General features: G+C 70.5%; 18 protein-coding genes. 9 read left to right on the top strand and 9 right to left on the bottom strand.

Translation table 11 applies throughout. The annotated features are described in order from the left end of the window. The first annotated feature begins 92 nt into the window (after positions 1-92). The 4 genes from AB5J50_RS18920 (at position 93) to AB5J50_RS18935 (ending at position 6,966) form a co-directional block, all read left to right on the top strand. Positions 93-1,979: a glycoside hydrolase family 3 protein gene (locus AB5J50_RS18920; protein WP_369259560.1), complete on the top strand. Its 1,887-nt coding sequence runs from the start codon at positions 93-95 to the stop codon at positions 1,977-1,979. Between the two features lie 111 nt (positions 1,980-2,090). Beyond that, a complete protein-coding gene (locus AB5J50_RS18925; RefSeq protein ID WP_369259562.1) occupies positions 2,091-2,729 on the top strand; it encodes a hypothetical protein in 639 nt (212 codons plus the stop codon). 96 nt (positions 2,730-2,825) lie between these two features. After that, entirely contained in the window at positions 2,826-3,176 is a 351-nt protein-coding gene (locus tag AB5J50_RS18930; protein WP_369259564.1) for a CU044_2847 family protein, read from the top strand. A gap of 22 nt (positions 3,177-3,198) precedes the next feature. Next, positions 3,199-6,966 (top strand): trypsin-like peptidase domain-containing protein, encoded by a 3,768-nt coding sequence (locus AB5J50_RS18935; protein WP_369259566.1) that lies wholly within the window; start codon positions 3,199-3,201, stop codon positions 6,964-6,966. 9 nt (positions 6,967-6,975) lie between these two features. Here AB5J50_RS18935 and AB5J50_RS18940 read toward each other — a convergent pair whose 3' ends face one another. Both AB5J50_RS18940 and AB5J50_RS18945 read right to left on the bottom strand, forming a co-directional pair. After that, positions 6,976-8,424 carry an aminopeptidase gene (locus AB5J50_RS18940; RefSeq protein ID WP_369259568.1) on the bottom strand — a complete coding sequence of 483 codons (1,449 nt, stop codon included), beginning with the start codon at positions 8,422-8,424 and terminating at the stop codon, positions 6,976-6,978. A gap of 161 nt (positions 8,425-8,585) precedes the next feature. Then, positions 8,586-8,975 (bottom strand): hypothetical protein, encoded by a 390-nt coding sequence (locus tag AB5J50_RS18945; RefSeq protein ID WP_327428893.1) that lies wholly within the window; start codon positions 8,973-8,975, stop codon positions 8,586-8,588. Positions 8,976-9,176: 201 nt separating this feature from the next. Between AB5J50_RS18945 and AB5J50_RS18950 the strand changes: the two genes are divergently transcribed. Continuing rightward, the gene (locus AB5J50_RS18950; RefSeq protein ID WP_369259570.1) at positions 9,177-9,662 is read left to right on the top strand and encodes a hypothetical protein; all 486 of its coding nucleotides are present in this window, start codon (positions 9,177-9,179) and stop codon (positions 9,660-9,662) included. Between the two features lie 29 nt (positions 9,663-9,691). Here AB5J50_RS18950 and AB5J50_RS18955 read toward each other — a convergent pair whose 3' ends face one another. From AB5J50_RS18955 to AB5J50_RS18965, 3 genes are all read right to left on the bottom strand, one after another. Further along, positions 9,692-13,435: an ABC transporter ATP-binding protein gene (locus tag AB5J50_RS18955; RefSeq protein WP_369259572.1), complete on the bottom strand. Its 3,744-nt coding sequence runs from the start codon at positions 13,433-13,435 to the stop codon at positions 9,692-9,694. A gap of 434 nt (positions 13,436-13,869) precedes the next feature. Continuing rightward, positions 13,870-14,925 carry an esterase-like activity of phytase family protein gene (locus AB5J50_RS18960; RefSeq protein ID WP_369259574.1) on the bottom strand — a complete coding sequence of 352 codons (1,056 nt, stop codon included), beginning with the start codon at positions 14,923-14,925 and terminating at the stop codon, positions 13,870-13,872. An 81-nt stretch (positions 14,926-15,006) separates the two neighbouring features. Continuing rightward, a complete protein-coding gene (locus AB5J50_RS18965) occupies positions 15,007-15,933 on the bottom strand; it encodes a serine hydrolase (RefSeq protein WP_369259576.1) in 927 nt (308 codons plus the stop codon). A 224-nt stretch (positions 15,934-16,157) separates the two neighbouring features. On the opposite strand from AB5J50_RS18965, the gene AB5J50_RS18970 reads away from it, so the two are divergent. Then, positions 16,158-18,482, top strand: coding sequence for a glycosyltransferase family 39 protein (locus tag AB5J50_RS18970; RefSeq protein ID WP_369259578.1), 2,325 nt, complete (start codon positions 16,158-16,160; stop codon positions 18,480-18,482). Between the two features lie 197 nt (positions 18,483-18,679). Next, positions 18,680-19,483, top strand: coding sequence for an endonuclease (locus AB5J50_RS18975; RefSeq protein ID WP_327428898.1), 804 nt, complete (start codon positions 18,680-18,682; stop codon positions 19,481-19,483). 62 nt (positions 19,484-19,545) lie between these two features. Here the strand turns inward: AB5J50_RS18975 and AB5J50_RS18980 are convergent, their stop codons facing one another. From AB5J50_RS18980 to AB5J50_RS18990, 3 genes are read right to left on the bottom strand one after another with little or no spacing between them, the layout of a single operon-like run. Continuing rightward, positions 19,546-21,231, bottom strand: a complete 1,686-nt coding sequence (locus AB5J50_RS18980; RefSeq protein ID WP_369259580.1) for a thiamine pyrophosphate-binding protein — start codon at positions 21,229-21,231, stop codon at positions 19,546-19,548. Beyond that, on the bottom strand, positions 21,228-22,196 hold the full coding sequence (gene speB, locus AB5J50_RS18985) for an agmatinase (protein WP_327428900.1): 969 nt from the start codon (positions 22,194-22,196) through the stop codon (positions 21,228-21,230). Before speB ends, AB5J50_RS18980 begins: the two co-directional genes overlap by 4 nt. Before the next feature lie 51 nt (positions 22,197-22,247). Then, complete coding sequence (locus AB5J50_RS18990; RefSeq protein WP_369259582.1) at positions 22,248-23,711, bottom strand: sodium:solute symporter; 1,464 nt, start codon at positions 23,709-23,711, stop codon at positions 22,248-22,250. Positions 23,712-23,915: 204 nt separating this feature from the next. On the opposite strand from AB5J50_RS18990, the gene AB5J50_RS18995 reads away from it, so the two are divergent. Next, the gene (locus AB5J50_RS18995) at positions 23,916-25,427 is read left to right on the top strand and encodes a PucR family transcriptional regulator ligand-binding domain-containing protein (RefSeq protein ID WP_369259584.1); all 1,512 of its coding nucleotides are present in this window, start codon (positions 23,916-23,918) and stop codon (positions 25,425-25,427) included. 201 nt (positions 25,428-25,628) lie between these two features. Here the strand turns inward: AB5J50_RS18995 and AB5J50_RS19000 are convergent, their stop codons facing one another. Further along, positions 25,629-25,970 (bottom strand): DUF5713 family protein, encoded by a 342-nt coding sequence (locus AB5J50_RS19000; RefSeq protein ID WP_369259585.1) that lies wholly within the window; start codon positions 25,968-25,970, stop codon positions 25,629-25,631. A gap of 159 nt (positions 25,971-26,129) precedes the next feature. On the opposite strand from AB5J50_RS19000, the gene AB5J50_RS19005 reads away from it, so the two are divergent. Continuing rightward, positions 26,130-26,918 (top strand): phosphatase, encoded by a 789-nt coding sequence (locus AB5J50_RS19005; protein ID WP_369259587.1) that lies wholly within the window; start codon positions 26,130-26,132, stop codon positions 26,916-26,918. Positions 26,919-26,927 lie beyond the last annotated feature (9 nt).

Genomic DNA, 26,927 nt, shown 5'->3' on the forward strand with positions numbered 1-26,927 from the left:
CTCCCGGGTTACTGTGCACACCCTTGACTGGAAGAAACTTCCCGGATATTCGTGACTCCTCGGAAGTTTCCTTCATGAGGGAAGGAGCGCACGTGCGCGACTCCAGCACGGGAAGCACCGCACATCGAACGTCCAGGCCTGCCAGATCATCCACACCTTCAACACCTCCCAGACCTTCAACACCTTCCAGACGTACGGTTCTCGCCGCCACCGCCGGCGTCACCGCCGCTCTCGCCACCCGCACCAGTGCGTACGCCGCCGATCAGAGGTCCCGCGACCAGGAACTCCGCGCCCTCGTCTCCGGTATGACGCTGGAGGAGAAGGTCGGCCAGCTCTTCGTGATGCGGGTGTACGGCCATTCGGCGACCGCGCCCGACCAGGCCGACATCGACGCCAACCTCAAGGAGATCGGCGTCAGGACCGCCGCCGAGCTGGTCGCCAAGTACCGGGTCGGCGGGATCATTTACTTCGCCTGGGCGCACAACACCCGCAATCCGCATCAGATCGCCGATCTGTCGAACGGGATCCAGGCCGCCTCTCTCGCCCAGCCCCGCGGGCTGCCCGTCCTCGTCTCCACCGACCAGGAGCACGGGATAGTGGCCCGCGTGGGCAAGCCCGCGACGCTGTTCCCGGGCGCGATGGCGCTGGGTGCGGGCGGGTCGCGGGACGACGCCCGCACGGTGGGCCGGATCGCCGGCGCCGAGCTGCACGCGATCGGCATCCGCCAGGACTACTCCCCGGTCTCCGACGTGAACGTCAATCCGGCCAACCCGGTCATCGGCGTACGTTCCTTCGGCGCCGACCCGGACGCGGTGGCCGGCCTGGTGGCGGCCGAGGTGAAGGGCTATCAGCGCTCGGGCGTCGCGGCCACGGCCAAGCACTTCCCCGGCCACGGCGACACGGCCGTCGACAGCCACTTCGGCTTCCCCGTCATCACGCACACCCGTGAGGTGTGGTCGGCCCTCGACGCCGTGCCGTTCCGGGCGGCGATCCGCGCCGGCATCGACTCGATCATGACCGCGCACATCATGGTCCCGGCACTCGACCCGTCCGGCGACCCGGCCACGCTCTCGCACCCGATCCTCACCGGCATCCTGCGTGAGGAACTCGGCTACGACGGGGTCGTGGTGACGGACTCCCTCATGATGGAGGGCGTACGGACGAAGTACGGCGACGACCGCGTCCCCGTCCTCGCACTGAAGGCCGGTGTCGACCAGCTGCTCAACCCGCCCTCCCTGGACGTCGCGTGGAACGCGGTCCTGAACGCCGTGCGCGGCGGTGAGCTGACCGAGGCCCGGCTCGACGAGTCGATCCTGCGCGTCCTGCGCCTCAAGTCGAAGTTGGGCCTGCTCGACGATCCGTTCGTCACCGACTCAGGCGTCGACCGGACGGTCGGAACTCCGGCGCATCTCAGGACCGCCGACCGGATCGCGGACCGCACCACCACCCTGCTGGTCAACAAGGAGGGCCTGCTGCCGCTGTCCCGACGGCGCACCCCGAAGGTGCTGGTCGTGGGCGCCGACCCGGCCTCGCCCTCCCTCTCCGACGGACCGCCCACCACCGTCCTCGCCGGCGCCCTCACCGAGCTGGGCTTCACGGCCACGGCCCTGTCCACCGGCACCGCACCGTCGACGGCGACGATCGCCAAGGCGGTCGCGGCAGCGCGGGACGCGAACGCCGTGGTCGTCGGAACGTACAACGTGACGGCGACCGGTTCCCAGAAGACCCTCGTCGACCAGCTCGTCGCCACCGGCGTCCCGGTGATCGCGATCGCCATCCGCAACCCGTACGACGTGGCCCAGCTCCCGGGCGTGGGCGCCTGCCTGGCCGCGTACTCCTGGACGGACGTCGAACTGCGCGCGGCCGCCCGGGTGATCGCGGGCCGGAGGCACCCGCGGGGCACCCTGCCGGTGCCGGTGCAGCGGGCGGACGACCCGACGCAGGTGCTGTATCCGATCGGGTACGGCTTGACGTACTAGCCGTACGCCGCACACCCGGCGCACCACCACCAAGTGGCCCAAAGGACCCCACACGTCTGGCGTGTGCCCGCTGTCGCGGGTCACGCTGGGCGGGGGTATCGGGGGGAAGCCATGCGAGCAGGCGCGTTGGGCCGGCGTTCCATTGGAGCGGTGTGCGCGCTTCTGCTCGCCGTGGTGGTGCTCGCCGGGTGCCAGCGCTGGTCCGGCTCCGACTCCGGGAACGGTGAGCCGAGCGCGAGCGCGACGTCGACGCGGCCCTCCGGCTACGGGGTGGAGTTCCTCGCCGTCGACGAGTGCAGCTCCTTCGGGACGACCAGCTTCACGGAGGTGCCCTGCACCAGTGAACGGGCGGCCGCCCGGGTGACCGCCCGCTACGACGGCAAGGTGGCCGACGGCCCGTCCTGCCCCGCGACCACGGACTTCGTCCTGCACATCAGCGAGACGCGGCCCGCCTCCGACGAGGACGGCGACGGCGCGGTCCCGCAGGGCTACGCCTGCATGCGCAAGCTCGAACCCCCGCACCCCGGCGACCCGGGCGGCGGCGGGGGTCCCCGCACCATCGTGGGCGACTGCGTCTACGGCTCGGGCGGAGGCCAGGTCCGCGAGACGGCCTGCGACGGCAAGGGCAAGAAGCCCCCGGAGTACAAGGTGACCTCCGCGGTCACCGCCCGCTCCAAGTGCCCGGCCTCCACGGCCCTGTACGTCCAGCTGGGCGGCACCAAACCGGTGGGCTGCGCCCGGCCCGTGTGACGCGTCTGGCCTACTCCGGGGTGCGGCATATGCCAGCTGCGCGGATTCTGACGGAGATCCCCTGGGCGTGAGTGTGAGAGAGACGGAGGAGGCGTTGTGGCACCTCTGACTCGGATTCCGCTGGACGGTGGCAGCTCCGTACTGGTCGAGGCACCCGCTGGGCTCGAAGGGCCGGTGAAGGCCGGCCGCATCAGCGATGCCGTTCACGAACTGCCGGGGACTCTGCAAGCGGCCCTGGAGCCGATCACGGAAACGGCCCGCGCCACGCTCGACCAGCTGCGCAAGGCTCACCCCGACGAGATCGTGGTCGAGTTCGGCGTCGACCTCGCGGTCGAGGCCGGAGCCGTGATCACCAAGAGCGCGGCCACGGGCCATCTGCGGGTGACGGTGTCGTGGAAGAAGGACGGCTCCGGTCACCCGGCTCAGCCGGGCGAGAGTCCGGGCTGATCCCGTGGACAGCGCGGACAGCGTGGACAGCGCAGAGACGGAACTGCCCCCCGCGGTGGCCCAACTCCTCGGACCGGACGGGAGAGTGGCCGGCGCCGGCTTCCTGGTGGCCGAGGACGTCCTGGTCACCTGTGCGCACGTCGTCCGGGCGGCGGGGGGTGGGCCCGGCGAGCGGGTAGGGCTGGCCTTCCCCCATGTGGACGGCGCGGACGGGGTGGAAGGGCAGGTCCTGGGCGGCGATCTGTGGCGGGCCCCTGAGGACGAGGACGTGGCCTTCATCCGGCTGAGCGGTACGCCGGCGGGCATGAAAGTGCTGCCGCTGGGCTCCGCGGAGGGCTGCCGGGGTCACGAGGTGCGGTCGTTCGGGTTCCCCGCGCAGGCCCCGCCGGGCGGCCACTTCGGCTTCGGGGTGGCCGGGGATCTGCTGCCGGGCTCGGCGGGCAGGGGCGCGCATCTGCAGCTGACCGCCGCGAACGACCTCACCACCGGGTTCAGTGGCGGGCCTGTCCTCGATGAGGTGACCGGCCTGGTCATCGGCATGCTGACCGAGATCACCGCCCCTGATCAGTACGGGAAAGGGCAGGACATCGCGTATGTCACTCCGACGCAGGTCCTGCGGGGGATCATGCCGGAGCTGGCCGAGCGGGAGGTGTGTCCCTACCGGGGGCTGGAGCCGTTCACGGCTGAGCATGCCCGGTGGTTCGAAGGGCGGAAGGACGCGGTACGGCAGGTCATGGCGAACCTGGCCCAGCAGCGGCAGCTGACGGTGCTGCTCGGGCCGTCCGGGTCGGGGAAGTCGTCCCTGATCCAGGCGGGTGTGCTGTGCGCGCTGGCGGCGGGGGAACTGCCGGGCAGTGACCGGTGGCTGCCCGTGGTGGCCCGGCCGAGGCAGGATCTGCTCGCCGAGATCGAGCGTGCCGGACTGCCCGGGGCGACGAGTGACGGGATCACGACAGCGGTCAACCGCAGGCTGGGCGGCGAGGGCAACTATCAGCGCGTCCTGCTGGTCATCGACCAGTTCGAAGAGCTCTTGGTGCAGGGCACCAACGGCCGGCTGCGGGACCTCCTGGCCGTCATCGACGAGATCACCACGGTCACCGACGTCTACACCAAGCTCAGCGTGATCATGGTTATGCGCGACGACTTCTATCCCCAACTGGCCGCCCTGGCTCCCCGGTTGCTGGAAGCCGCGATGCCAGGACTCCTCAACGTACCGGGCACCCTGAGCCAGCAGGACCTGCACGACATCATCACCCTGCCCGCCCAGGACGTGGGACTCCGCTTCCAGCCCGGGCTGCCCGAGCAGATCATCAACGACGTCCTGGCCATCACCCCCGAAGCGGCCCTCACCCGCCAGGCGCCCGTCACCGTGCTGCCCCTGCTGGAGATGACGCTCAGCCAGCTGTGGCTCCGGCGGAAGGACGGGTACCTCACGCATGAGGCGTACCGGCGCATCGGAGCGGTCAGCGGAAGCGTGACCACGTGGTGCGACAGTGCCCTCGCCGAGCTGTCCGAGGAGCAACGGCTCATCGCCCGGCGGACGCTGACCTCCCTGGTCCACCCCGCCGACCCCAGCCACCACATCACCGCCGTCCGGGCACAGGTCCCCCTGGACGAACTGCGCGACCTGGCAGCCGAACCCGGCCGCGCACCCAACGGGGAGGCTGCAGCGGTCGACGCCGTCATCGCCGCCCTCGCGCGCCATCGCATCATCACCACCCAGACGCTTGGCACGCCCCAAAACCCCGACGCCCCTCCCGGGGAACCGGTGGCCGAGCTGATTCACGAGGCACTCATCCGTGACTGGGGCGCACTGCGCAAGTGGGTCGACCAGGACCACCGTTTCCATGAATGGCTCAACCACACCCAAGGACGACGTGCCCGCTGGGCCGAGGAGAAGCAGCCCGGAGACCTGCTCGGCGGATCGGCACTCGCGGAAGGCATCGAGTGGTCACGGAAACGGCGGCTGCCGTGCGACATCGCGGCGTTCCTCACCGCCAGCAAGGAGCGCCAGCAGGCCGCCACTCGGCGCAGCAGGCGTGTCATCGCGGTTCTCGCTTCCCTGCTGGTGCTCGCGCTCATCGCCGGAGGGGGTGCCATCTGGCAGTGGCGGACGGCAGTCGGTGAACGGGAGGCAGCGCTGTCCCGACAGCTCGCCGCCCAGTCCGACACACTCATCAGCGCAAACCCTGAACTCGCCTCGCTGTTGGCCGTCCAGGCGTACCGCACCAGCCACACTCCCGAGTCCGTCGAGAGCCCGCGGACCGCTGCAGCCCTCCCCCTGCATCGGCGCCTGGCCGGCCACACCAAGTACGTGTGGTCGGTGGCATACAGCCCCGACGGCCACACCCTCGCCACCGCCAGCGCCGACCACACCGTACGGCTGTGGAACGTCACCACGGGTAAGACCCGCACCACTCTGACTGGGCACACCGACGCGGTGTACGCAGTGGCGTTCAGCCCCGATGGCCACACCCTCGCCACCGCCAGCGCCGACACGACCGTACGGCTGTGGGACGTCGCCACCGGCAAGACACGCACCACCCTGACCGGACACACCGACGCGGTGTACGCAGTGGCGTTCAGCCCCGACGGCCACACCCTCGCCACCGGCAGCGACGACCACACGGCGCGGCTATGGGACATATCCACCGGAAAAACCCGCAGCACACTGACCGGCCACACCGATGGGGTGAGTTCGGTGGCATTCAGCCCCGACGGCCACACCCTCGCCACCGGCAGTTGGGACTACCAGGCGCGGTTGTGGGACGTGGCCACCGGACAGACCCGCACAGTCCTGAGTGGACATGCCAATTCGGTGGAGTCGGTGGCGTTCAGCCCGGACAGTCACACACTCGCCACCGCCAGCACTGATCACACCGTGCGACTGTGGGACGTGACCACCGGTGCGATCCGCACCACCCTGATGGGGCACACCGACGAGGTGTGGTCGGCGGCGTTCAGCCCCGACGGCCACACCCTCGCCACCGCCAGCGCCGACAAGACCGTGCGACTGTGGGACGTGACCACCGGGAAGGTCCGCGCAACCTTGACCGGCCACGCCGACGAGGTGTGGTCGGCGGCGTTGAGCCCCGACGGCCACACCCTCGCCACCGGCAGCACCGACAACACTGTGCGACTGTGGGACATGTCCACCGGCAAGACCCGCACAACCCTGACCGGCCACACCAACGCCGTGGAGGCAGTGGCGTTCAGCCCCGACGGCCACACCCTCGCCACCGGCAGCGACGACTACACCGTGCGACTGTGGGACATATCCACCGGCAAGACCCGCGCAACCCTGACCGGCCACACCGACGAGGTGTGGTCGGCGGCGTTGAGCCCCGACGGCCACACCCTCGCCACCGGCAGCACCGACAACACTGTGACTGTGGGACATGTCACCGTGACCGGCTGTGGCGTTCAGCCCCGATGCCACCGGCAGCACCGGCGACTGTGGGACATATCCACCGGCAAGACCCGCGCAACCCTGACCGGCCACACCGACCAGGTATCTGACGTGGCGTTCAGCCCCGACGGCCACACCCTCGCCACCGGCAGCCAGGACTCCACCGTGAGGCTGTGGAATGCGGTGGCGTTCAGCCCGGACGGCCGCACCCTCGCCACCGGCAGCGCCGACCACACCGTGAGGCTGTGGAACGCCGTACTCCCCAAACCGGCCGCAGCGATCGAGAAGTTGTGCCATACCGTCAACCGCGATCTGACCCCGCCGGAACGAACGGCGTACCTGCGGGGCCAGTCGGTGGGCCACGTGTGCCCGTCACGCTGATGTTCAGCGCTACGGACGCAACCCCGGCTCCCGCTCCACGTCCCGCACATCCAACTTGGCGTCGAACTTCGCCAACGGCTTCGCCGCCGACGGGTCCGACTTGACCGCGGACGATGCAACCCCCGCCCACTCCAGAATCCGCGCCGTAGCCAGCGCCTTCTCGTCTGCGACGAGCCCCGCGACATTGGCACCGTGATTCAGACCCGGCGCCGTGAAGACGTACGAGTCGCGCGCCCCCGAGCCGAGGCGGAAGCGCTCCGCGCCCCACGGGTCGTTCTGGCCGTAGACGTACAGCATGTGGTGGGCGTGGTGGCGGACCCAGGAGTCCACATCACGCATCGCACCCGGCTGCCACCGCGTCGGAATCGAGCTCGGCACGAAGTTCCGCGGCGGCTGGTAGCCGTAGCGGACGTACTGCTTCTCGATGTACGGGAAGTGGATCGTCGGCGCGCCCAGCTGGGTGGCCGCCTGGTAGTAGTACGGCGTGTACGGCTCCAGGCCCTGGTCGGTGTAGGCGGAGAAGCCGGAGATGGTGTCCACCGAGTCCCAGATGTCCTGGTCGCTCGCGGTTGCCGCGTCCGCCGGGATCGCGGCGCAGTCCGAGAGCAGGCTGTACTGCCAGAAGCCCCACACGTAGTCGAGCACGACCGCCTCGTACGCCTTGTCGAGACTGCCGACCGTGGTGAACGTGAAGCCGTTGTCGGCCGCGTACGCCTCGTACTTCTTCTCCAGCGGTTCGCGGCGCACCAGCGCCTCGCGCTGCACGGCGTTCAGCTTGTCGCGGCACTCCTTGGTGCCGACGGTCGTGAAGAAGCGGTCGTACGCCGAGTCCTCGTCGTTCACCACGTCGTTGGGGGCGACGTACGCGACGACGCCGTCCATGTCACGCGGGTAGAAGCGTTCGTAGTACGTGGCGGTCATGCCGCCCTTCGAACCGCCCGTGGAGAGCCAGTTCTTGGTGTAGATCGGCTTGAGGGCCTCGAAGATACGGTGCTGGTCGCTCGCCGCCTGCCAGATGTCGAGCTTGGACCAGTCGGCCGGGTCGGGCCGGGACGGCGTGAAGAAGCGGTACTCCATCGCGACCTGGTTGCCGTCCACGATCTGGGTCGGCTCGCGGCGGCCGGGGTTCGTGGAGACGTTGTAGCCGCTGGTGTAGAAGACCGTCGGGCGCGAGGTGTCCTTGTGCAGCACGGTGATCCGCTGCTGGAACGTGCCCTTGGACGGGTGCCGGTGGTCGATCGGCTGGGTGTAGTTGAGGACGAAGAACCGGTAGCCGGTGTACGGCTTCTCCTGGATCAGGCTCATGCCCGGTATCGCGAGGAGCCGGTCCTTGATGTCGACGTCGGTGGAAGCCGTGGTACCCGTGGCCTCCGGCTGGGCGGCGGTGGCCGCCCCGGCCGTGCTCAGTGTGCCTATGAGCACCGTGAGCGCCAGCAGCCATCTGAGCGCCTTGCGCATGCACCCTCCCCTGGGAATACGCAGATGTCCGCCGGAACCTAGCGGAGCAACTCCCGTGACACCAGGGGCGTTTGAGCAAACCTGTGGGTTTGCGGTGATGTGCCTGAGAAACCGGCCGGGCGGCGACTCGGTCCCGTCGGCTCAGCCTCGGTCCCGTCGGCTCAGCAGAGGATCCAGCCCGAGTCCACCGAACCCGAGCCGACCGAGCCCTTGATCCGGACGCAGCGGTGGCCCACGTGCACGGTCACCGGGCCCGCGTGGTGCGCGAACTGCCCCCTGTCGACCACCGGCCGGCCGCCGCGCGCCTGCACGCTGACGGACATCGACCTACGCGATCCCTGCGTCTTGGGGAAGGTCACGGCACAGACGTAACCGCTGCGCTTGAAGACCTGCACGGATCCGGTCGAGAAGGGCAGCGTGCGGACCTTGCGGCCCGAGCAGTAGGAGGTGGCCGCCTGCGCGCTGCCGGGACTCGCGAGCGCGAGCAGCCCAGAGGCGGTCAGCACGGTCACACCGAGCGCCAACCATCGGCGTATCGCACCACTGTCCACTGTCGTCCCTCCCGCAGCAATCAGCGTACTGGTGTACGGACGCACGACGTACGTCGGATGGTTGCGCTCCACCGGGACTCACTCAGGACTCCCCCCCAGGGCTCACCCAAGGCTCACCCAGAAGAGGTTTTTCCCGGCTTTGGGGCAACCGCACCCGTTTATCCGGAGTCCAACTGGTCAGAAAGCGAAAGGCGGTAGTCCATGTCACGCATGATTCGTTCACGTACGACCGGTCGTGTCCTCGTCGCCGCGGCGCTCCTGCTGACCGCGGGCGCCTCCGTACCGGCCGTCGCCAGCTCCACCACCCCGACCACCCCGCCACCCGCCCGCAGCGGAAGCAACGGTCCCGTCTACGACCGGGTGGCCGACTTCTATGGCGCCTACATCGACGCGGTGACCGACTCGGGATCCGGCCACCTCGACACCCAGCTGCGCGCGTTCTACCTGACCTCGGGCCTCCGCTCGCGCCTGACCACCTGGGAGAACCGCGAGCACGCGGATGGCGTCCTGCGCGCCCAGGACGTGCCGCGCGCCTGGAAGGTGACGGCCGGCGACAGCGGCATGGGCCACACCTGGTCGACGGTCCGCCTGACCTGGGGCTCCGCGAAGCATCCGACGTACACCTATCTGACGGTGCAGTCGGATCTCGCGACGAAGAAGATCTCCGACATCAAGCAGAAGAGCTGACCGAGCGGAAGATCACGTCAAAGAGCAGATCAGACAGAGGAGCTGACCGGCTCCCCCACGAACGTGCGCCACAACTCTGCGTACATTCCGCCGAGTTGAAGCAGCTCGTCGTGCGTGCCGTCCTCCGCCACCCGGCCGTGGTCCATGACCACGACCCGGTCCGCGCGGGCGGCCGTCGTCAGGCGGTGGGCGACCACCAGGGTCGTACGGCGCCCGGCCAGGCGGTCGGTGGCCTGGTTGACCAGGGCCTCCGTGGCCAGGTCCAGCGCCGCCGTCGCCTCGTCGAGGAGCAGCACGTCCGGGTCGACGAGTTCGGCGCGGGCCAGGGCGATCAGCTGGCGCTGGCCCGCGGAGAGGTTGCGGCCGCGTTCGGCGACCTCGTGGAGGTAGCCGCCGTCGAGCGTGGCGATCATGTCGTGCGCGCCGACCGCGCGGGCCGCGGCCTCCACCTCGGCGTCGGTGGCGTCGGGGCGGCCGTAGGCGATGGCGTCGCGGACCGTGCCCTGGAAGAGGTACGCCTCCTGGGGGACGACGCCGAGCCGGTGGCGGTAGGAGGTGATGTCGAGGTCGCGCAGGTCCATGCCGTCGACCGTGACCTGCCCGCCCGTCGGGTCGTAGAACCGGGCGACCAGTTTCACCAGCGTCGACTTGCCCGCGCCGGTCTCGCCGACGAAGGCGACGGTCTGCCCGGCGGGGATGCTCAGCGAGACCCCGCTCAACGCCTCCTCGTCGTCCCCGTACGCGAAGTCGACGTCCTCGAAGGCGATGTCGCCCCGCAGCGAGAGGACTTCGAGGGGCTCGTCGGCGGCCTTCGTCGAGGTCGGCTCCTGGAGCAGCTCCTGGATCCTGCCCAGCGAGACCGTCGCCTGCTGGTAGCCGTCGAAGACCTGCGAGAGCTGCTGCACGGGCGCGAAGAACAGGTCGATGTAGAGGAGGTAGGCGACCAGCGCGCCGGTCGTCAGGGTGCCGGCGTCCACCCGGTGCGCGCCCACGATCAGGACGGCCGCCGCGGCCACCGACGACAGCAGCTGCACGAACGGGAAGTAGATGGATATCAGCCACTGCCCGCGGATGCGTGCCTGGCGGTAGCTGTCGCTGCCCTCCGCGAACCGCCGCACGCCCGAGCGCTCGCGCCGGAACGCCTGGAGGATCAGCAGCCCGGACACCGACTCCTGGAGGTCGGCGTTGACCACCGACACCCGCTCGCGGGCGAGTTCGTACGCCTTCACGCTCGCCCGGCGGAAGAAGAACGTGCCGATGATCAGCGGCGGCAGCGTCACGAAGACGACCAGTGCCAGCTGTACGTCGATCACCAGCAGGGCGACCATGATGCCGAAGAAGGTGACGACGGAGACGAAGGCCGTGACCAGACCGGTCTGGAGGAACGTCGACAGGGCGTCGACGTCGGTCGTCATCCGGGTCATGATCCGGCCCGTCAACTCCCGCTCGTAGTAGTCGAGTCCGAGGCGCTGGAGCTGGGCGAAGATCTTCAGGCGGAGGGAGTAGAGGACCCGCTCGCCGGTCCGTCCCGTCATCCGCGTCTCGCCGATCTGCGCCGCCCACTGGACGAGCACGGTGACCAGCGCGAGCGCGGCCGCGGCCCACACCGCGCCGAGCGCCATACGGGAGACGCCCTGGTCGATGCCGTGCCGGATCAGCACGGGCAGCAGCAGGCTCATGCCCGCGTCGACGGCGACGAGTCCGAGGCTGATGAGCAGCACGGCCCCGAAGCCGCGCAGCAGCCGCCGCAGTCCGTACGACTCCTCGGGCGTGACCGCGCGTGCCTCGTCGATGCCCGGGGTGTCGGCCGCCGGGGGCAGCGCCTCGACCTGGGCGAGGAGTTCGGGGGTGGCCGGCATCCCGGCGAGCGCGTTGTCCTTGGGCTCGCGGTCGCCTGTCCACAGGTGGGGTGTCACACCGCGCTCGGCGTCGAACTCGGCGTCCAGCTCGTCCCGTACGGAGGTGTCCTCCTGGGGTGCCGTGTGCGGGGCGTGTCCCGGGGAGACCCCGCCCAGCTCGTCGGGGTCGGTGAGCAGCCGCCGGTAGAGGGCGGAGCGCTCCTGGAGCTCCTCGTGCGTACCGATGTCGGCGAGCCGGCCGCCGTCGAGCACGGCGATACGGTCGGCGAGGTTGAGCGTGGAGCGCCGGTGGGCGATCAGCAGGGTGGTCCGGCCTTCCATGACCTGGCCCAGCGCCTCGTGGATCTCGTGCTCGACGCGGGCGTCCACGGCGGAGGTGGCGTCGTCGAGGACGAGCAGGCGCGGGTCGGTGAGGATGGCGCGGGCGAGCGCGACGCGCTGTCGCTGGCCGCCGGAGAGGGTGAGGCCGTGCTCGCCGACCTTGGTGTCGTACCCGTTCGGCAGCTCGGCGATGAAACGGTCCGCCTGGGCGGCGCGGGCCGCGGTCTCGATCTCCTCCTGGGTGGCGTCCGGGCGGCCGTACGCGATGTTGGAGCGCACGGTGTCGGAGAAGAGGAAGGAGTCCTCGGGGACGAGCCCGATCGCGGCGCGCAGCGACTCCTGCGTCAGCTCGCGGACGTCGTGGCCCCCGATGAGGACGGCACCGTGCGTGACGTCGTAGAAGCGGGGCAGCAGCAGCGAGACGGTCGACTTGCCGGAGCCGGAGGAGCCGACGACGGCGAGGGTCTCGCCGGGCCGGATCTCGAACGACAGCCCGTCCAGTACGGGCCGTCCCTCCTCGTATCCGAACGACACGTCGTCGAACTCGACGGTCGCGGGCGCGTCGGCGGGCAGGGTCTTCGTCCCGTCCTCGATCAACGGCTCGGTGTCGATCAGCTCCAGCACCCGCTCGGCACCGGCGCGGGCCTGCTGCCCGACGGTGAGGACGACGGCCAGCATGCGTACGGGCCCGACGAGCTGGGAGAGATAGGTGGAGAACGCCACGAACGTACCGAGCGTGACCTGCCCGCGCACGGCGAGCCAGCCGCCCAGCGCGAGCATCGCGACCTGGCCGAGGGCGGGGACGGCCTGGAGGGCCGGGGTGTACTTGGCGTTCAGGCGGATCGTCCGCAGCCGTCCGGCGAAGAGCCTGCGCCCGACCTCCCGGAGCTTCCCGGTCTCCTGGTCCTCCTGCCCGAAGCCCTTCACCACGCGTACGCCGCTGACGGCGCCGTCGACCACACCGGCGACCGCGGCGGCCTGGGCCTGCGCGTACCAGGTGGCGGGGTGCAGCTTGGAGCGGCTGCGCTTGGCGACGAACCAGAGGGCGGGGGCGACGGCGAGCGCGACCAGGGTGAGCGGCAGGGACAGCCACGCCATGATCCCTAGGGAGATCAGGAAGAGAAGGACGTTCCCGATGGTCATCGGGAGCATGAAGAGCAGGCCCTGGATCAGCTGAAGGTCGCTGGTGGCGCGGCCGACGACCTGGCCGGTGGACAGCTCGTCCTGGCGGCGGCCGTCGAGGCGGGTGATCGTCTCGTACATCTCGGTACGGAGATCGTGCTGGACGTCGAGGGCGAGCCGGCCGCCGTAGTAGCGGCGGATGTAGGTGAGGCCGTAGACGAGAACGGCGGCGGCTATCAGGGCGCCCGCCCAGGGGGCCATACCCCTGGTGTGGTTCCCCACGACGTCGTCGATGATCACCTTGGTGATCAGCGGGACCAGCGCCATGACGGCCATACCGGCCAGCGAGGAGCCGAGCGCGAGGACGACGTCCTTCGGGTACCGCCACGCGTACCCGGCCAGACGCCGTGCCCAGCCGGCACCTTCGTCCCGCCCGGCCAGGCCCCGCTTTTCCCCCTGTTGCGCTGCCACGCCGGTCCTCCCGTAGATCCTTGTCCGCCGGAAGACACCAACGCCGAGGGAAGCGGATTTCATCCCTCCGCAACAAAAAGGGGGGATGTGCGGGGGATGTACGGGAGGGGGCGTCAGATACGCCCTGCCCCTCGGCGCGAGCGTGCCGGGCGGTTCCTTCCACCGGGTCGCTGTCCCCTCCAGCTTCCTGTGAGGGGGCAGGATGCCAGAACTCCCTGTGCTCACCGCCGCACTCCCCGTACCGGCGTCCCACCCGTCCCGCGACCACCTCACACCGCCGGGCCGCGCCGCTGGTCAGCGGTGGTGCGGAAAGTGGGACGGATCAACTGCCGTGACGCCGTGGACGGGACACCGCGGGACGGAAGAGGGTCGGCCCCGTACGCGCCGGGTCCGCGCTTCCACGGGGGAAGGGCGGGCCCGGCGCCGTTCTCAGGTCACGGCAGTCGCGCGGTGAGGCGGTAGAACCGGGTCGTCTGTACGGCGTTCTGGTTGTCGTCGCTGACGAGGAGCAGGCTCAGGCGGCCGTGCGCGGCGCCCGTGACCGCGAGCCCCTCGATGTTGTCGAGGAGCGGGTTGGGCTGGGGCTGCTTGGCGGTGGCGCCGAGGGACGGGCAGTCGGCGATGTCGGCAAGGAGGGTCTTGCGGGCGAGCCGTACACCGTCCTGGCCGGTCAGGTTCTCGATGCCGCTGGTGTCGGTGGCGTGGCGGAGGTCGGCCACGTACAGCCGGACCGTGTTGCCGACGCCGGAGGTGAAGCCGCGCTCCAGGACGAGGAGGCGGCCGTCGGGGGTCGCGGCGACCTCGGGGACACCGAGCCCGGCGTCGGTGCGGTAGGCGTACTGGGCGGCGAGCTCGAAGTGGCTGCCCTTCCGCTCCCAGGTCTGGAAGCGGACGATGCCGGAGCTGTCGCCGGAGATCGCGTACTCCATCGAGGCGAGCAGGGTGTGCCCGCCGGGCAGCAGGGTCAGGCCCTCGAAGGTCTGGTTCGAGGTGGCGCGGCCCGCCGGGGCGACCTTGAGCGCGTCCGGCACAGGGAGGCGGTCGAGGATGCGGCCGTCGCCGGAGTAGCGGCGTATGGACGGCTCGGTCTCGGAAGTGACGAGACGGGTGCCGATGGGGGTCCCCCCGCTCGAGCGAAGCCGAGAGTGGGGGAGGTCGACGACGAGCCCTTCGGAGTCGAGGGCGGCGCCGTTCTCGTCGGCGAGCGGGACGACGCTCGTGGGCTGGAGCGTGGTGCGGTCCAGGGTGAAGAGCGAGGACCGGTCGGAGAGCGCGGCCAGCTGCCCGTCCCGGTCCACGGCGAGCGCGGAGAGGTTGCCGACGAACGTGCCCTCGTACGTCGTCTTGTCGAGCGCGTCGGAGAAGCTCTGGAGGGAGACGGCGGGCGAACAGGCGTTACTGCTCCGGGCGTTGGCGGGCCCGGCGGCGGTCAGGGTGGTGGCCGCCGCCAGGCCGGCGGTGACGGTGGCGAGTACGGTTCTCAGGCGCATGCGGTCACGCTAGGACGCGTCGATGACCCGGGGGCGGACTCGCCGTGAATCACAGGGAGTTCAGCGCCGAGCGGTCCCGGGTCAGTCGGTCGGCACGGCCGGGAACGCCTCGCGCGGAGTGCTCGTCGGCGTGTACCGCTGGACGCTCGTGGTCACCGGCACGAGGTCCTTGTGGATGACCTTGGCCACGCCCTGGATGGTGGCGACGCCGTAGTCCATGGTGCTGTTCCCGTGGGTGAGCACGGAGATCATGTAGTCGTGGCCGCCGCCGTTGAAGGTGCCGAGGCTGTGCACCCGCCAGCCGTGCGTGGACCGCGACAGCCAGCCGTTCTTGACGTGCACGGTCACGGAGGAGGGCGCCCCCGCCGGCGTACCCCAGCGCTGTGAGGAGATGACCTTGTTCATCAGCTTCAGGATGTACGCGCGGGAGTTGTCGCTCAGCACGGAGTTCTTGGCGGTGACGAGGGCGAGCAGCTTCTGCTCGTCGCGGACGGTGATCTGGGTCAGGCCCCAGTAGCCGTTCGCGCCCGGCACGGTCTGGGTCATCCCGGCCGCGGTCAGGAATCCCTTGATCTTGGTCATGCCGAGCTGCTTCCACAGGGTGGTGGTCGCGCTGTTGTCGGACTTGGTGATCATGGCGGTGGCGAGGGTGGTCTCGCGGTCCGTGAGATACCGGTTGTGCTTCTTGGCGTCCCACAGCAGCGTCGCGAGAACGGTCACCTTGACGACGCTCGCCGAGTCGAAGGCGGTGCTGCTCCGCAGGGTGCACCGGGTGTTGGTGCTGCGGTCGTAGAGGCCGACCGCGATCGTGCCAGTGCGGTGCGCGAGCGCCGCGGTGATGTCCGTCTGCAGCTTGCTCGCCAGGCCCGCCTTGTCCGACGTACAGCTGACCTGCGGCGTCGTCCCGGTGGCGGCAGCGGGCGCCGCGGCCACCGCGAACGGCACGATCACCCCGGCACCGAGGCTCGCTGCGAGCACACGGGCACCCCGGGATATCCGGTGAGTCATGGAGGCTTCCCATCCCCTTGAACCGATACGAACGCGCCACGGGCGCGCTCGCCACAGTTGACTCACAGGGGTGGCCGAAAGTTGTACGTGTGTTCCCAGGGCGGGAGTTCCGCTCGCGGAGCGGTGCACCGGGCCGTCGTTCTCTTACCCGTATCTCATTCATCCACAGCCTGCGCCCAGGCAGAGCACAGCCCGCGCCCATCGGCCGTCTGCATGGTGCACTGGTGACATCTGCCACCGACCCACTGTCCCCGGCCCCCGTTCCCACCGTCGCCCCCGGCGCACCTGCCGCCGAGCCGCCCGAGGGGCCGTCCCCCACACCCGCCGCACCGCGCTGGTCGCTCCCCGCGCTGATCGCGATTCTGGTGCTGGCCGCGGCGCTGTACTCCTGGAACCTCTCCGGCTCCAGCCTGAACAGCTTCTACAGCTCGGCCATCTACAGCGGCACCCAGAGCTGGAAGGCGTGGTTCTTCGGCTCGCTGGACGCGGGCAACTTCATCACGGTCGACAAGCCGCCGTTCGCGCTCATGATCATGGGCCTGTCGTGCCGGATCTTCGGTTTCGGCACCTGGCAGATGATGCTGCCCGAGGTCGCGGCCGCGCTCGGCACGATCTGGATCCTGCACACGTCCGTGAAGCGGTACTTCGGGCACGTGGCCGCGGCGATCGCCGCGCTCGTCCTGACGCTGACCCCGATCACAGTCGCCATCAACCGCGACAACAACCCCGACACGATCCTCGTGCTGCTGATGGTCGGCGGCGCGGCCCTCGCCCTGCGCGCCGTGCGCACCGACCGGCTGCTGCCGCTCATCGGCTCCGCGGTCTGCTTCGGGCTCGCCTTCAACGCCAAGATGCTGCAGGGCTACATCGCCCTGCCGGCCGTCTTCGCGGTGTACGTGTTCGCGTCGAAGCTGGGCTGGAAGAAGAAGGTCGTCAACCTGACCCTGGCGGCGGTCGCGCTGGCCGTCTCCAGCTTCTGGTGGGCCACGGCCGTCTCCCTGGTGCCCGCTGACGACCGCCCGTACATCGGCGGTTCGACCGACGGCAGCGCCTGGGACCTGATCATGGGCTACAACGGCCTGGGCCGGGTCCTCGGCGGCGAGGGCAACGGCGGAGGCGGCGGGGGTGGCGGCGGCACGTTCGCCGGTACCGCGGGCCTCGGCCGCATGTTCAACGACATCCTCGGCGGCCAGATCTCCTGGCTGATCCCCTTCGCGGGCATTGCTCTGGTGGCCGGTCTGGTGCTGTGCGGGCGCGCCCCGCGCACCGACCCGACGCGCGCCGCGCTGGTGCTGTGGGGCGGCTGGCTGGTGCTGCACTACCTGACCTTCGCCATGGCCGAGGGCACCATGCACCCGTACTACACGACCGCGCTCGCCCCCGGCATCGCGGCGCTGTGCGGTGGCGGCGGCGTCATGCTGTGGCGCGCCTTCCGCAGCGGTGACGCGCGCTGGTCGTGGGTGCTGCCCGCGGGCCTCGCGGTCACCGGCCTCTGGGCGGTCGTGCTGCTGCGCCGGGCCTCCGGCTGGAACACCTGGCTGTGGCCGGCCATCGCGGTGGTCATGGTGCTGGCGATCGTGGGCCTGTTCGTCTTCCGCTCCGGCAACCGGGGCCGGCTGCTCACCGTGTCCATCGCGGCAGCGATCGTGGCCGCGCTCGCCGGCCCGACGGCGTACGCCGTGACACCGGCCGCGTCCAGCGGCTCGGGCGGCGGCATGGGCGGCACCAACCCGACGGCGGGCCCGTCCACCGGCGGCGGCATGGGCGGCGGCCCCGGCGGCAACCGGGGCGGCTTCGGCGGCGGCAACGGCGCCGCCGGCGGCACCCAGCAGGACGGCGGCCAGGCGAACGGCGAGATGCCCGGCGGCGGCGGCGAGGCCCCCGGCGGGATGACGCCCGGTGGCGGCGGCACCGGTGAACTGCCGCAGGGCGGGGCGCCGAGCGGGGCACCGAGCGGTGCGCCCAGCGGCCAGCAGGGCGGCACCAACGGGGAGTTCCCCGGCGGCGGCACCGCTCCCGGCGGCGAGAGCGGTACGGCCCCGGGCGGTACCGGCGGCACGGGCGGTCCCGGCGGAAGCGGTGGCGGCATGGGCGGAGGCGGTGGCATGGGCGGCACCACCAGCGCCGCGCTGGTCTCGTACCTGGAGAAGCACCAGGACGGCGCCACATGGCTGATCGCGGTGTCCAACTCGCAGAGCGCGGGCCAGCTGATCCTCAGCACCCACAAGCCCGTCATCTCCATGTGGGGCTTCACCGGCTCCGACAAGGCGATGACGCTCGCCAAGCTCAAGGAGCTGGTGAAGAAGGGCGAGTTGCACTACATCCAGCTCGGCGGCGGGGGCATGGGCGGCAACAGCACCCTCAACTCGCAGATCACCGCCTGGGTGGAGAAGAACGCCACGGCGGTGAAGGCGAGCGCGTACGACAAGTCCGCTTCCTCGTCGACCAGTTCGAGCTCCGGCTCCAGCTCCAGCTCCAGCTCCAGCTCCAGCTCCAGCTCCAGCTCCAGCTCGACGCTCTACCGGCTGGACCCGTCGGACGTCGGCTGACGCGGCGCAGGTAAACGGCCAACGGCCCCCGACCACCCGGTCGGGGGCCGTTTTGGTATATCAACTCGCGTAGACACGGGGCGATTTGCCGGTTCAGGACATCTGATGGACACGTTCAATTTATTTACAGGTACACATGTCCATGTCACGCTCCCGGTTATTCGCTTCATTCAACCCGCGTAGAACGGACACCCCCGATGCCCGCCACGCACATACGCCGCTGGAAAACGCTGGCGCTGACCACCTCCGCGGTGCTCGTCGGCCTCGCCATGCCGGCGGTGACCGCGACCCCCGCGAGCGCCACGACCACCGCGTACGACAGCACGTACTACAAGAACGCTGTCGGCAAGACCGGGACGAGCCTGAAGTCCTCGCTGCACACCATCATCAGCAGCCAGACCAAGATCTCGTACTCGGCGGTCTGGAACGCGCTGAAGGTCACCGACCAGGACCCGAACAACAGCAGCAACGTCATCCTGCTGTACAGCGGCGTCTCGCGTGCCAAGACCCTCAACGGCGGCGACGTGGGCGACTGGAACCGCGAGCACACGTGGGCCAAGTCCCACGGCGACTTCGGCGAGGTGACCGGTCCCGGCACGGACCTGCACCACCTGCGCCCCGCGGACGTGACGATCAACAGCATCCGCGGCAACAAGGACTTCGACAACGGCGGCAGCACGGTCACCAACGGCGGCGGCAGCCTCACCGACTCCGACTCCTTCGAGCCGCGCGACGCGGACAAGGGCGACGTGGCCCGCATGATCCTCTACATGGCCGTGCGCTACGAGGGCGATGACGGCTTCGCCGACCTCGAGCCCAACGAGCTGGTGAACAACGGAAGCAACCCGTACATGGGCAAGCTCTCCGTCCTGAAGCAGTGGAACGACGAGGACCCGCCGAGCGCGTTCGAGGAGAACCGCAACCAGGTCATCTACGACACCTACCAGCACAACCGCAACCCGTTCATCGACCACCCGGAATGGGTCGAGGCGATCTGGTAGGTCTGCCCGACGGGCGGTGAACTCCCTCTGGATCGGGGGGAGTTCACCGTCTTCCGCAGTCGTCAGCCCAGGTGGGTCGGCGCGAACATCCGCAGTACGGCAGGGAGTACGACCACCGAAGGCCCGGGCGCCGCCAGTGCCTTCGCAAGGTCGGTCTCCAGTGCCTCCGGGCTCGTACGGACTCCCGGCACCCCGAAGGACTCCGCCAGGGCGACGTAATCGGGGCGGGAGAGTTCGGTCGCCGTCGCCTGACCGAAGGCGTCCTTCATGTACTCACGGAGGATTCCGTAGCCGCCGTCGTCGACGATCAGCCAGGTGACGTTCAGGTCGTACTGCCTGGCCGTCGCCAGCTCCGCGATTGAATACAACGCGCCGCCGTCACCGGAGACCGCGAGGACCGGGCGAGATGGGTCGGCTGCCGCCGCGCCCAGCGCCGCCGGGAAGCCGTAGCCGAGGCCGCCCGCGCCCTGGGCGGAGTGCATGGTGTTCGTCCCGCGCGGGTCGAAGGCCGACCACGCCCAGTACGCCAGGATCGTCATGTCCCAGAACGACGGCGAGTCAGACGGGAGGGCGCGGCGGACGGACGCCAACACGTCCTGTTCCAGGGTGAGTTCCTGGGAGGCGATGCGCTCGGCGACCTTCGACAGCACCGTACGGACACGGTCCGCGGCCGTCGGGTCCGGGCGCTCCTCGACCGTCTCCAGGAGTGCCTGGAGGGCGAGTCGGGCATCCGCGTGGATGCCCAGCGCCGGGTGGTTCGCCTCCAGTTTGCCGAGGTCGGCCTCGATCTGGACGACCCGGCCACGGGGCTTGAACGTGTGGTAGTTCGAGGAGAGTTCACCGAGGCCCGAGCCGACGACCAGGAGTACATCGGCGTCCTCCAGGAAGTCCGTGGTGTGGCGGTCCTCCAGCCAGGACTGGAGGGAGAGCGGGTGCTCCCAGGGGAAGGCACCCTTGCCGCCGAAGGTGGTGACGACGGGGGCGTTCAGCTTCTCGGCGAGCCGGCGCAGCTTTCCGGACGCGTCCGCTCGTACGACACCGCCGCCGGCGATGATCGCGGGGCGGGCGGCGGACGACAGCAAGTGGGCTGCCAGCGCCGTGAGTTCGGGGCGCGGGACGACGTCCTCGGGGGTCGCGTCCATCGCCGTCACCATCGGCAGGTGGGTTTCGGCGAGGAGGACGTCCTGCGGGATCTCCACCCACACCGGGCCGTGCGGGGCCGTCAGCGCCGACTCCCAGGCCGCCGCGATCGCCGACGGGATCTGCGACTGCGTACGGACCGTGTGAACCGACTTCACCACACCCCTGAACGAGGCTGCCTGGTCGGGGAGTTCGTGCAGATAGCCGTGCCTGCCACCGCCCAGTCCCGCCGTCGGGATCTGGCTGCTGATCGCGAGGACGGGGGCGGAGGCCGCCGCCGCCTCCTGGAGCGCGGCGAGCGAGGTCAGCGCGCCCGGGCCCGTCGACAGCAGCAGCGGGGCCGCCTCGCCGGTGATCCGGCCGTACGCGTCCGCCGCGAACCCGGCGTTGTTCTCGACGCGCAGGCCGACGTACTGGAGCGAGGAGCGGCGCAGGGCGTCGAACATGCCCAGCGCGTGCTGGCCGGGCAGGCCGAAGACGGTCGTCGCGCCGAGACCGGAGAGGGTCTCCACGACCAGGTCTCCGCCGTTGCGGCCGGGGGGCGGGTTGAGCGCGGCCTCCGTCTGTGCCGCCGACGGGCGGAGAACCAGGTCGTGGTCGTGAGTCACTTCGCGCGAGCCTCTGCAATCTGGCGGGACATGATCGTGGTCAGTTCGTACGCCGTGTGGGACGCGGCGACGGCGGTGATCTCGGCGTGGTCGTACGCGGGGGCGACCTCGACGACGTCCGCGGAGACCAGGTTGCAGGATGACAGGCCCCGGAGGATCTCCAGCAGCTCGCGCGAGGTCATACCGCCCGCCTCCGGCGTACCGGTGCCGGGGGCGTGGGCCGGGTCGAGGCAGTCGATGTCGATGGAGATGTAGAGCGGGCGGTTGCCGATGCGCTGGCGCAGCTGGTCGGCGACCTCGTCGGCGCCGCGGCGGTAGATGTCCGCCGAGGTGACGATGCCGAAGCCCATCTTCTCGTCGTCGGTGAGGTCCTGCTTGCCGTACAGCGGGCCGCGGGTGCCGACGTGGGAGAGCGCGGAGGTGTCGAGGATGCCTTCCTCGACCGCGCGGCGGAACGGGGTGCCGTGCGTGTACTCGGCGCCGAAGTAGGTGTCCCAGGTGTCGAGGTGCGCGTCGAAGTGGAGCAGCGCGACCGGGCCGTGCTTCTTGGCGACGGAGCGCAGGAGCGGGAGGGCGATGGTGTGGTCGCCGCCCAGCGTCATCAGGCGGGCGCCGGTGCCGAGCAGCTCGTCGGCCGCCGCCTCCACCGTCTCCACGGCCTCGTTGATGTTGAACGGGTTCGCCGCGATGTCACCGGCGTCCGCGACCTGCGCGAGGGCGAAGGGGGAGGCGTCCTGCGCCGGGTTGTAGGGCCGCAGCAGCCGGGACGCCTCGCGGATCGCGTTGCCGCCGAAGCGGGCGCCCGGCCGGTACGAGACGCCGGAGTCGAACGGCACACCGACCACGGCGACGTCGGCGGTGCCGACCTCGTCGAGGCGCGGCAGCCGGGCGAAGGTCGCGGGGCCCGCGTACCGCGGGATGCGGGACGAGTCGACAGGGCCGCGGGGCGTCTCGTTGCTGCTCATGGAATAGCCTTCTTTCTTACGCTTCGTCGCGTATGTACATCTGATACGACTCTACTGGTGAGCCGGGGCCGGCTCGGACAGGGGTTCGGCGGCGACCCGGCCCGCGAGCCGCTCGCGCCAGGCGGCCAGCACGGCCGCGTCGGTCGCGGGCGTGGCCAGCGAGACGACGACGTACGCGGCCAGCGAGGACAGCAGGCCGTAGTAGACGGGCTCGTTCGCGAGGATGCCCTGCGTCGCCATGAGGCCGATGACCGCGAGGCCGCCGACGACGACGGAGGCGAGCGCGCCCTGCGCGGTGCCGCGCTTCCACAACAGTCCGCCGAGGATCGGCACGAGCAGTCCGCCGACGAGCAGGTTGTACGCGACGGTCAGCGCCTCGACGACGTTGTTGAGCGCGACCGCCGTACAGATCACCGCGACACCCATGATCAGGATGAAGACACGGTTGCCCTTGACCTCGTCGTGCTCCTCACCGTCGCGCTTCATCACCCCGCGCAGCTTCGACCAGATGTCGTTGTTGGCCACGGTGGCGCAGGCGATCAGAGCGCCGGAGGAGGTGGACATCACGGCCGCGAGCGCCGCGGCGAGCACCAGTCCCCGCACGCCGACCGGGAGTTCGTCCTTGACGATGGTCGCGAAGGCGGTGTCGGCGCTGGGCAGCTTCGGGTAGAGGACCTTGGCCGCCGTACCGATGACGGCGCCGGCGAGGGCGTACACCAGGCAGTAGGTGCCCGCGACGGTGCCGCCCCACTTGGCGGTCTTGTCGCTGCGCGCGGTGAACACGCGCTGCCAGATGTCCTGCCCGATGAGCATGCCGAACGTATAGATCAGCACGTAGGTGAAGATCGTCTCGCCGCCGATGCCCAGCGGGTCGAAGTACTCGGTGGGCAGCTTGGCCTTCATCTCGCTGAACCCGCCGGCCTTGATGACGGCTATGGGGAGCAGAAGCAGCAGCACACCGACGGTCTTGACGACGAACTGCACCATGTCGGTGAGAGTGATCGACCACATGCCGCCGAGCGTCGAGTACGCGACGACGATCGAGCCGCCGAGGACGATCGCGAGCGTCCGGTTCATGTCGAAGAGGACGTCGAAGATCGTGGCGTACGCGATGGTCGAGGTGACCGCGAGCATCAGGGTGTACGCCCACATGACGACACCGGAGATGACACCGGCCCGGCCGCCGTAGCGGAGGTCGAGCATCTCGGAGACGGTGTAGACCTTCAGGCGGGCGATGCGGGCGGAGAAGAAGACGGAGAGGGCGAGGAGCCCGAGGCCGATGGTGAACACCATCCAGGCGCCGGAGAGCCCGTACTGGTAGCCGAGCCCGACGCCGCCGATGGTGGACGCGCCGCCGAGGACGATGGCGGCCATGGTGCCGGAGTACATCGCGGGCCCGAGGCGGCGCCCCGCGACGAGGAACTCGCTCTTGGACTTGGCGCGGCGCATGCCCCACCAGCCCATGGCCAGCATGCCGGCCAGATAGACGACGATCACTGTGTAGTCGACGGCCATGTGGGGCCCTCCTTCGCGCACTCTCAGTGGCGTGTCGTGCAGATGGATCGGGGGACGCGGCCGGGAGCGGTGACAGGCCCGGCCGGGAGACCGGCAGCGGATCGCGGGGACATACGCCCGTACCCGCGGCTGCCGACGGCACTGACCCTAGGTGGCCGGAAGGCGACTCTGAAGTGTACGTTTCATCCACTGCCGCCCGACCGGATGGAGGAAATGCCCACCATGCCGGACGCATCCACCCCACCAGTCCCACCCGTCCCGCCCACCCCACCGGTCCCGCTCTCGGCGCTGCTGGCGCGGGAGGACCTGGGCCTGCGCCAGATCGCGGGCCCGTCTGCCCCGGACACGGTGATCCACTGGGCGCACACGTCGGAGATGGCGGACCCGTACCCGTATCTGCTGGGCGGCGAGCTGCTGCTGACCGCCGGGGTCCACATCCCCGAGGCGGCGGGCTCGGGCACGTACTTCGACGACTACGTCTCCCGGATCGTGGCGGCGGGCGGCGCGGCCCTCGGCTTCGGTCTGGCCCCGGTCCACGACACGGTTCCGCGGGCGCTGGTCGCGGCCTGCGACGCGTACGAACTCCCGCTCCTGGAGGTCCCGCCCCAGACGACGTTCTCGGGCGTGGCCCGCGCGGTCTGGCAGCTGATGGCCCAGGCCCGCCTGGCGGAGCTGCGCCGCGTGACGGAGGCCCAGCAGAGCCTGGCGGCGGCCGCGGCGCGCCCGGATCCGGTACCGGCGGTGCTGCGGCAGCTGGCCCAGCGGGTGGCGGGCTGGGCGGTGCTGTACGGGCCGGACGGGGTGGAGCTGGCGGGGGCGGGGAGGGTGGCGGACGCGTCCACCGTGGAGGCGCTCGCCGAGCTGGCCGCTGTCGTGCGGCCCGGAGAGGGGAAGGGAGCCGTTCCCTCGTCGGCCACGGACACCGTCGGCGGCGTCCACCTCGCCGCCTACGCGCTAGGCGCCGGGCAGGGCTTCGTGCTCGGGGTCGGGGCGCCGCGCCGTGACCCGGGTGACCACACCATCGCCTCCGTCGCCGCCGTACTCCTGTCCCTGCTCACCGGGGAGCACCAGAGCGGCAGCGGGGCGGCGCGGTCGGCGGCGCTGGTGCGGCTGCTGCTCGGGGCCGCGCCCGAGGATGTGGCGCCCCTCCTCGGCGGGGAGCGATGGGTCGTCGTACACGCCCGCCCCGCCGGGGACGGCCCCGCGCCGGACGCCGTCTCCGCGTCCGCGCTGGGGGCGGCGCTGGGCTCCGCGCTGGTCGACGCGGGCGGCGACGTCGTACGCGTCCTCGTCCCCGGCGACCGCGAGCCCACCGCACAGGCGGGCTGGACCTGCGGAGTCAGCGCGCCCGTCGCCCCGCACGAGTGGGCGGCCGCCGACACCCAGGCGGCCCGCGCCCTGGCCCGCGCCCGCGCGACCCGGGCACCCCTCGTCCGCCACGGCGAGCGCCCCGCCCTCGCGGACCTCGTCCCCCCGGCCGACGCCGAGGCCCACGCCCGCACCCTCCTCGCCCCGATCTCCACGACCCCGGCCCTCGCCGAGACCCTCCGCACCTGGCTCTCCCTGCACGGCAGTTGGGACCGCACTGCGGTGGCGCTGTCGGTCCACCGCAATACGGTGCGGCAACGGATCGCGCGGTGTGGGGTGTTGCTGGGGGCGGACCTCGACGATCCGGATGTGCGGATGGAGTTGTGGTTCGCGTTGCGGGAGGGGTGAGGGGCGTGCGGTCCGGAGCCCGTCAGGATCGCCTCGATGGCCTCGCCCTGTCGGCCCAGTCCGCGTCGTCCGTTTCCTCCGCGTGGTCTGCCTCGCCTGCACGGCGGAGCCGTCCGCGGCGACACCGGCCCTCCGCAGCAGGGTCAGTACGGACAACACGGCGTCGGCTGCCACCACTTGGCGCAGGCCGAGCAAGCGCGGTCACCACTCCCGGACGGCGATCAGCTCCTCCACATCGGCGTCCACGAACCCGTACGCCGAGGCCACGAACCAGAAGGCCTCCGCTATCTCCTCGCGCGCGACGGTCTCGATCTCGCTGTCCGCCGCCTCGAACTCGGCCTCCAGGGCGTTGAATTCCTCCGTCGCCGTCTCCGTGAGCACGTACAGCGCGGCCAAGTCCTTCGGCTGCTCCGTCTCGATCCGCTCGCAGAGGCCCAGCAGGATGGCCTTGCCCTTGTCGAGGACGTGGTCCGGGTAGTAGTCGTCGCCGTACAGGGCTCGCAGGAACGCGTGCTCCCGCACCTGCTGGTTCGTGATCGGCATGGTGATCCCCCGTCTCCTTCGAAGACCTCGCGAAGGACTTGCGATGAGCTGACGTGCCGATCCTGCACCACGGCACTGACAACGCGGTCGCGAGTGACCCACATCCCAGCGCTCGGGACACCGGTCCCCCGAGCGGAGCGCACCGGCACAATGGGAGGCATGCCGATACCCGGGACTCCCAGCCGCGCCGAGCTTGTCGACCACCTCGTACAGACGCGTATCGCGGGCGATGTCGCCACGCCCCGCGAGAACAACCTCTCCCACTACCGCAAGCTCGCGAACGGCGACCGCAACTACTGGCTCGGCCTGGAGCTCGGTGACCGTTGGACGGACGAGCAGGACGTGCTCGCGGTGATGGCGGAGCGGTGCGGGGTGAGTGACGACCCGGAGTACCGGTACGGGCAGGACACCATCGACCCGGAGCTGACGGTGGACGCGCTGGAGCGGGCGGCGGGGCGGCTGCGCAAGGCCGCCGACGGGGAGCAGCGGGTGCTGTTCGCCACCGGGCACCCTGGTGGGCTGCTTGATGTTCACCGGGCCACCGCTGCGGCTCTGCGGGCCGCCGGCTGCGAGATCGTCGTCATCCCGGACGGGTTGCAGACGGACGAGGGGTACGTTTTCCAGTTCGCCGATGTCGCGGTGCTTGAGCACGGTGCGACGTTGTGGCACACCCACTCGGGCGAGCCGATGCGCGCGATCCTCACCGGGCTCGAGAGCGAGGGGCGGCCGCTGCCCGACCTCGTCGTCGCCGACCACGGCTGGGCCGGCTTCGCCGGCCAACTCGGCCTCGACTCCATCGGCTACGCCGACTGCAACGACCCTGCCCTGTTCCTCGCGGAGGCCGAGGGCACGCTCCAGGTGACGATTCCTCTGGACGACCACGTGAAGAGTCCGCGGTTCTATGACCCGATGACGGCTTATCTGCTCTCCGCGGCGGGGCTGGCGTAGCTGGTTCTT

The sequence above is a fragment of the Streptomyces sp. R35 genome (assembly GCF_041053035.1).
Classification (GTDB): domain Bacteria; phylum Actinomycetota; class Actinomycetes; order Streptomycetales; family Streptomycetaceae; genus Streptomyces; species Streptomyces lutosisoli.

What these genes read in the sequence shown, in the direction of transcription:
- AB5J50_RS18940 (WP_369259568.1), bottom strand. Translation starts at nt 8,424, where the DNA reads ATGCGCAAGGCGCTCAGATGGCTGCTGGCGCTCACGGTGCTCATAGGC.
- AB5J50_RS18925 (WP_369259562.1), top strand. Translation starts at nt 2,091, where the DNA reads ATGCGAGCAGGCGCGTTGGGCCGGCGTTCCATTGGAGCGGTGTGCGCG.
- AB5J50_RS18960 (WP_369259574.1), bottom strand. Translation starts at nt 14,925, where the DNA reads ATGCGCCTGAGAACCGTACTCGCCACCGTCACCGCCGGCCTGGCGGCG.
- AB5J50_RS18975 (WP_327428898.1), top strand. Translation starts at nt 18,680, where the DNA reads ATGCCCGCCACGCACATACGCCGCTGGAAAACGCTGGCGCTGACCACC.
- AB5J50_RS19005 (WP_369259587.1), top strand. Translation starts at nt 26,130, where the DNA reads ATGCCGATACCCGGGACTCCCAGCCGCGCCGAGCTTGTCGACCACCTC.
- AB5J50_RS18965 (WP_369259576.1), bottom strand. Translation starts at nt 15,933, where the DNA reads ATGACTCACCGGATATCCCGGGGTGCCCGTGTGCTCGCAGCGAGCCTC.
- AB5J50_RS19000 (WP_369259585.1), bottom strand. Translation starts at nt 25,970, where the DNA reads ATGCCGATCACGAACCAGCAGGTGCGGGAGCACGCGTTCCTGCGAGCC.
- speB (WP_327428900.1), bottom strand. Translation starts at nt 22,196, where the DNA reads ATGAGCAGCAACGAGACGCCCCGCGGCCCTGTCGACTCGTCCCGCATC.
- AB5J50_RS18995 (WP_369259584.1), top strand. Translation starts at nt 23,916, where the DNA reads ATGGAGGAAATGCCCACCATGCCGGACGCATCCACCCCACCAGTCCCA.
- AB5J50_RS18990 (WP_369259582.1), bottom strand. Translation starts at nt 23,711, where the DNA reads ATGGCCGTCGACTACACAGTGATCGTCGTCTATCTGGCCGGCATGCTG.
- AB5J50_RS18950 (WP_369259570.1), top strand. Translation starts at nt 9,177, where the DNA reads ATGTCACGCATGATTCGTTCACGTACGACCGGTCGTGTCCTCGTCGCC.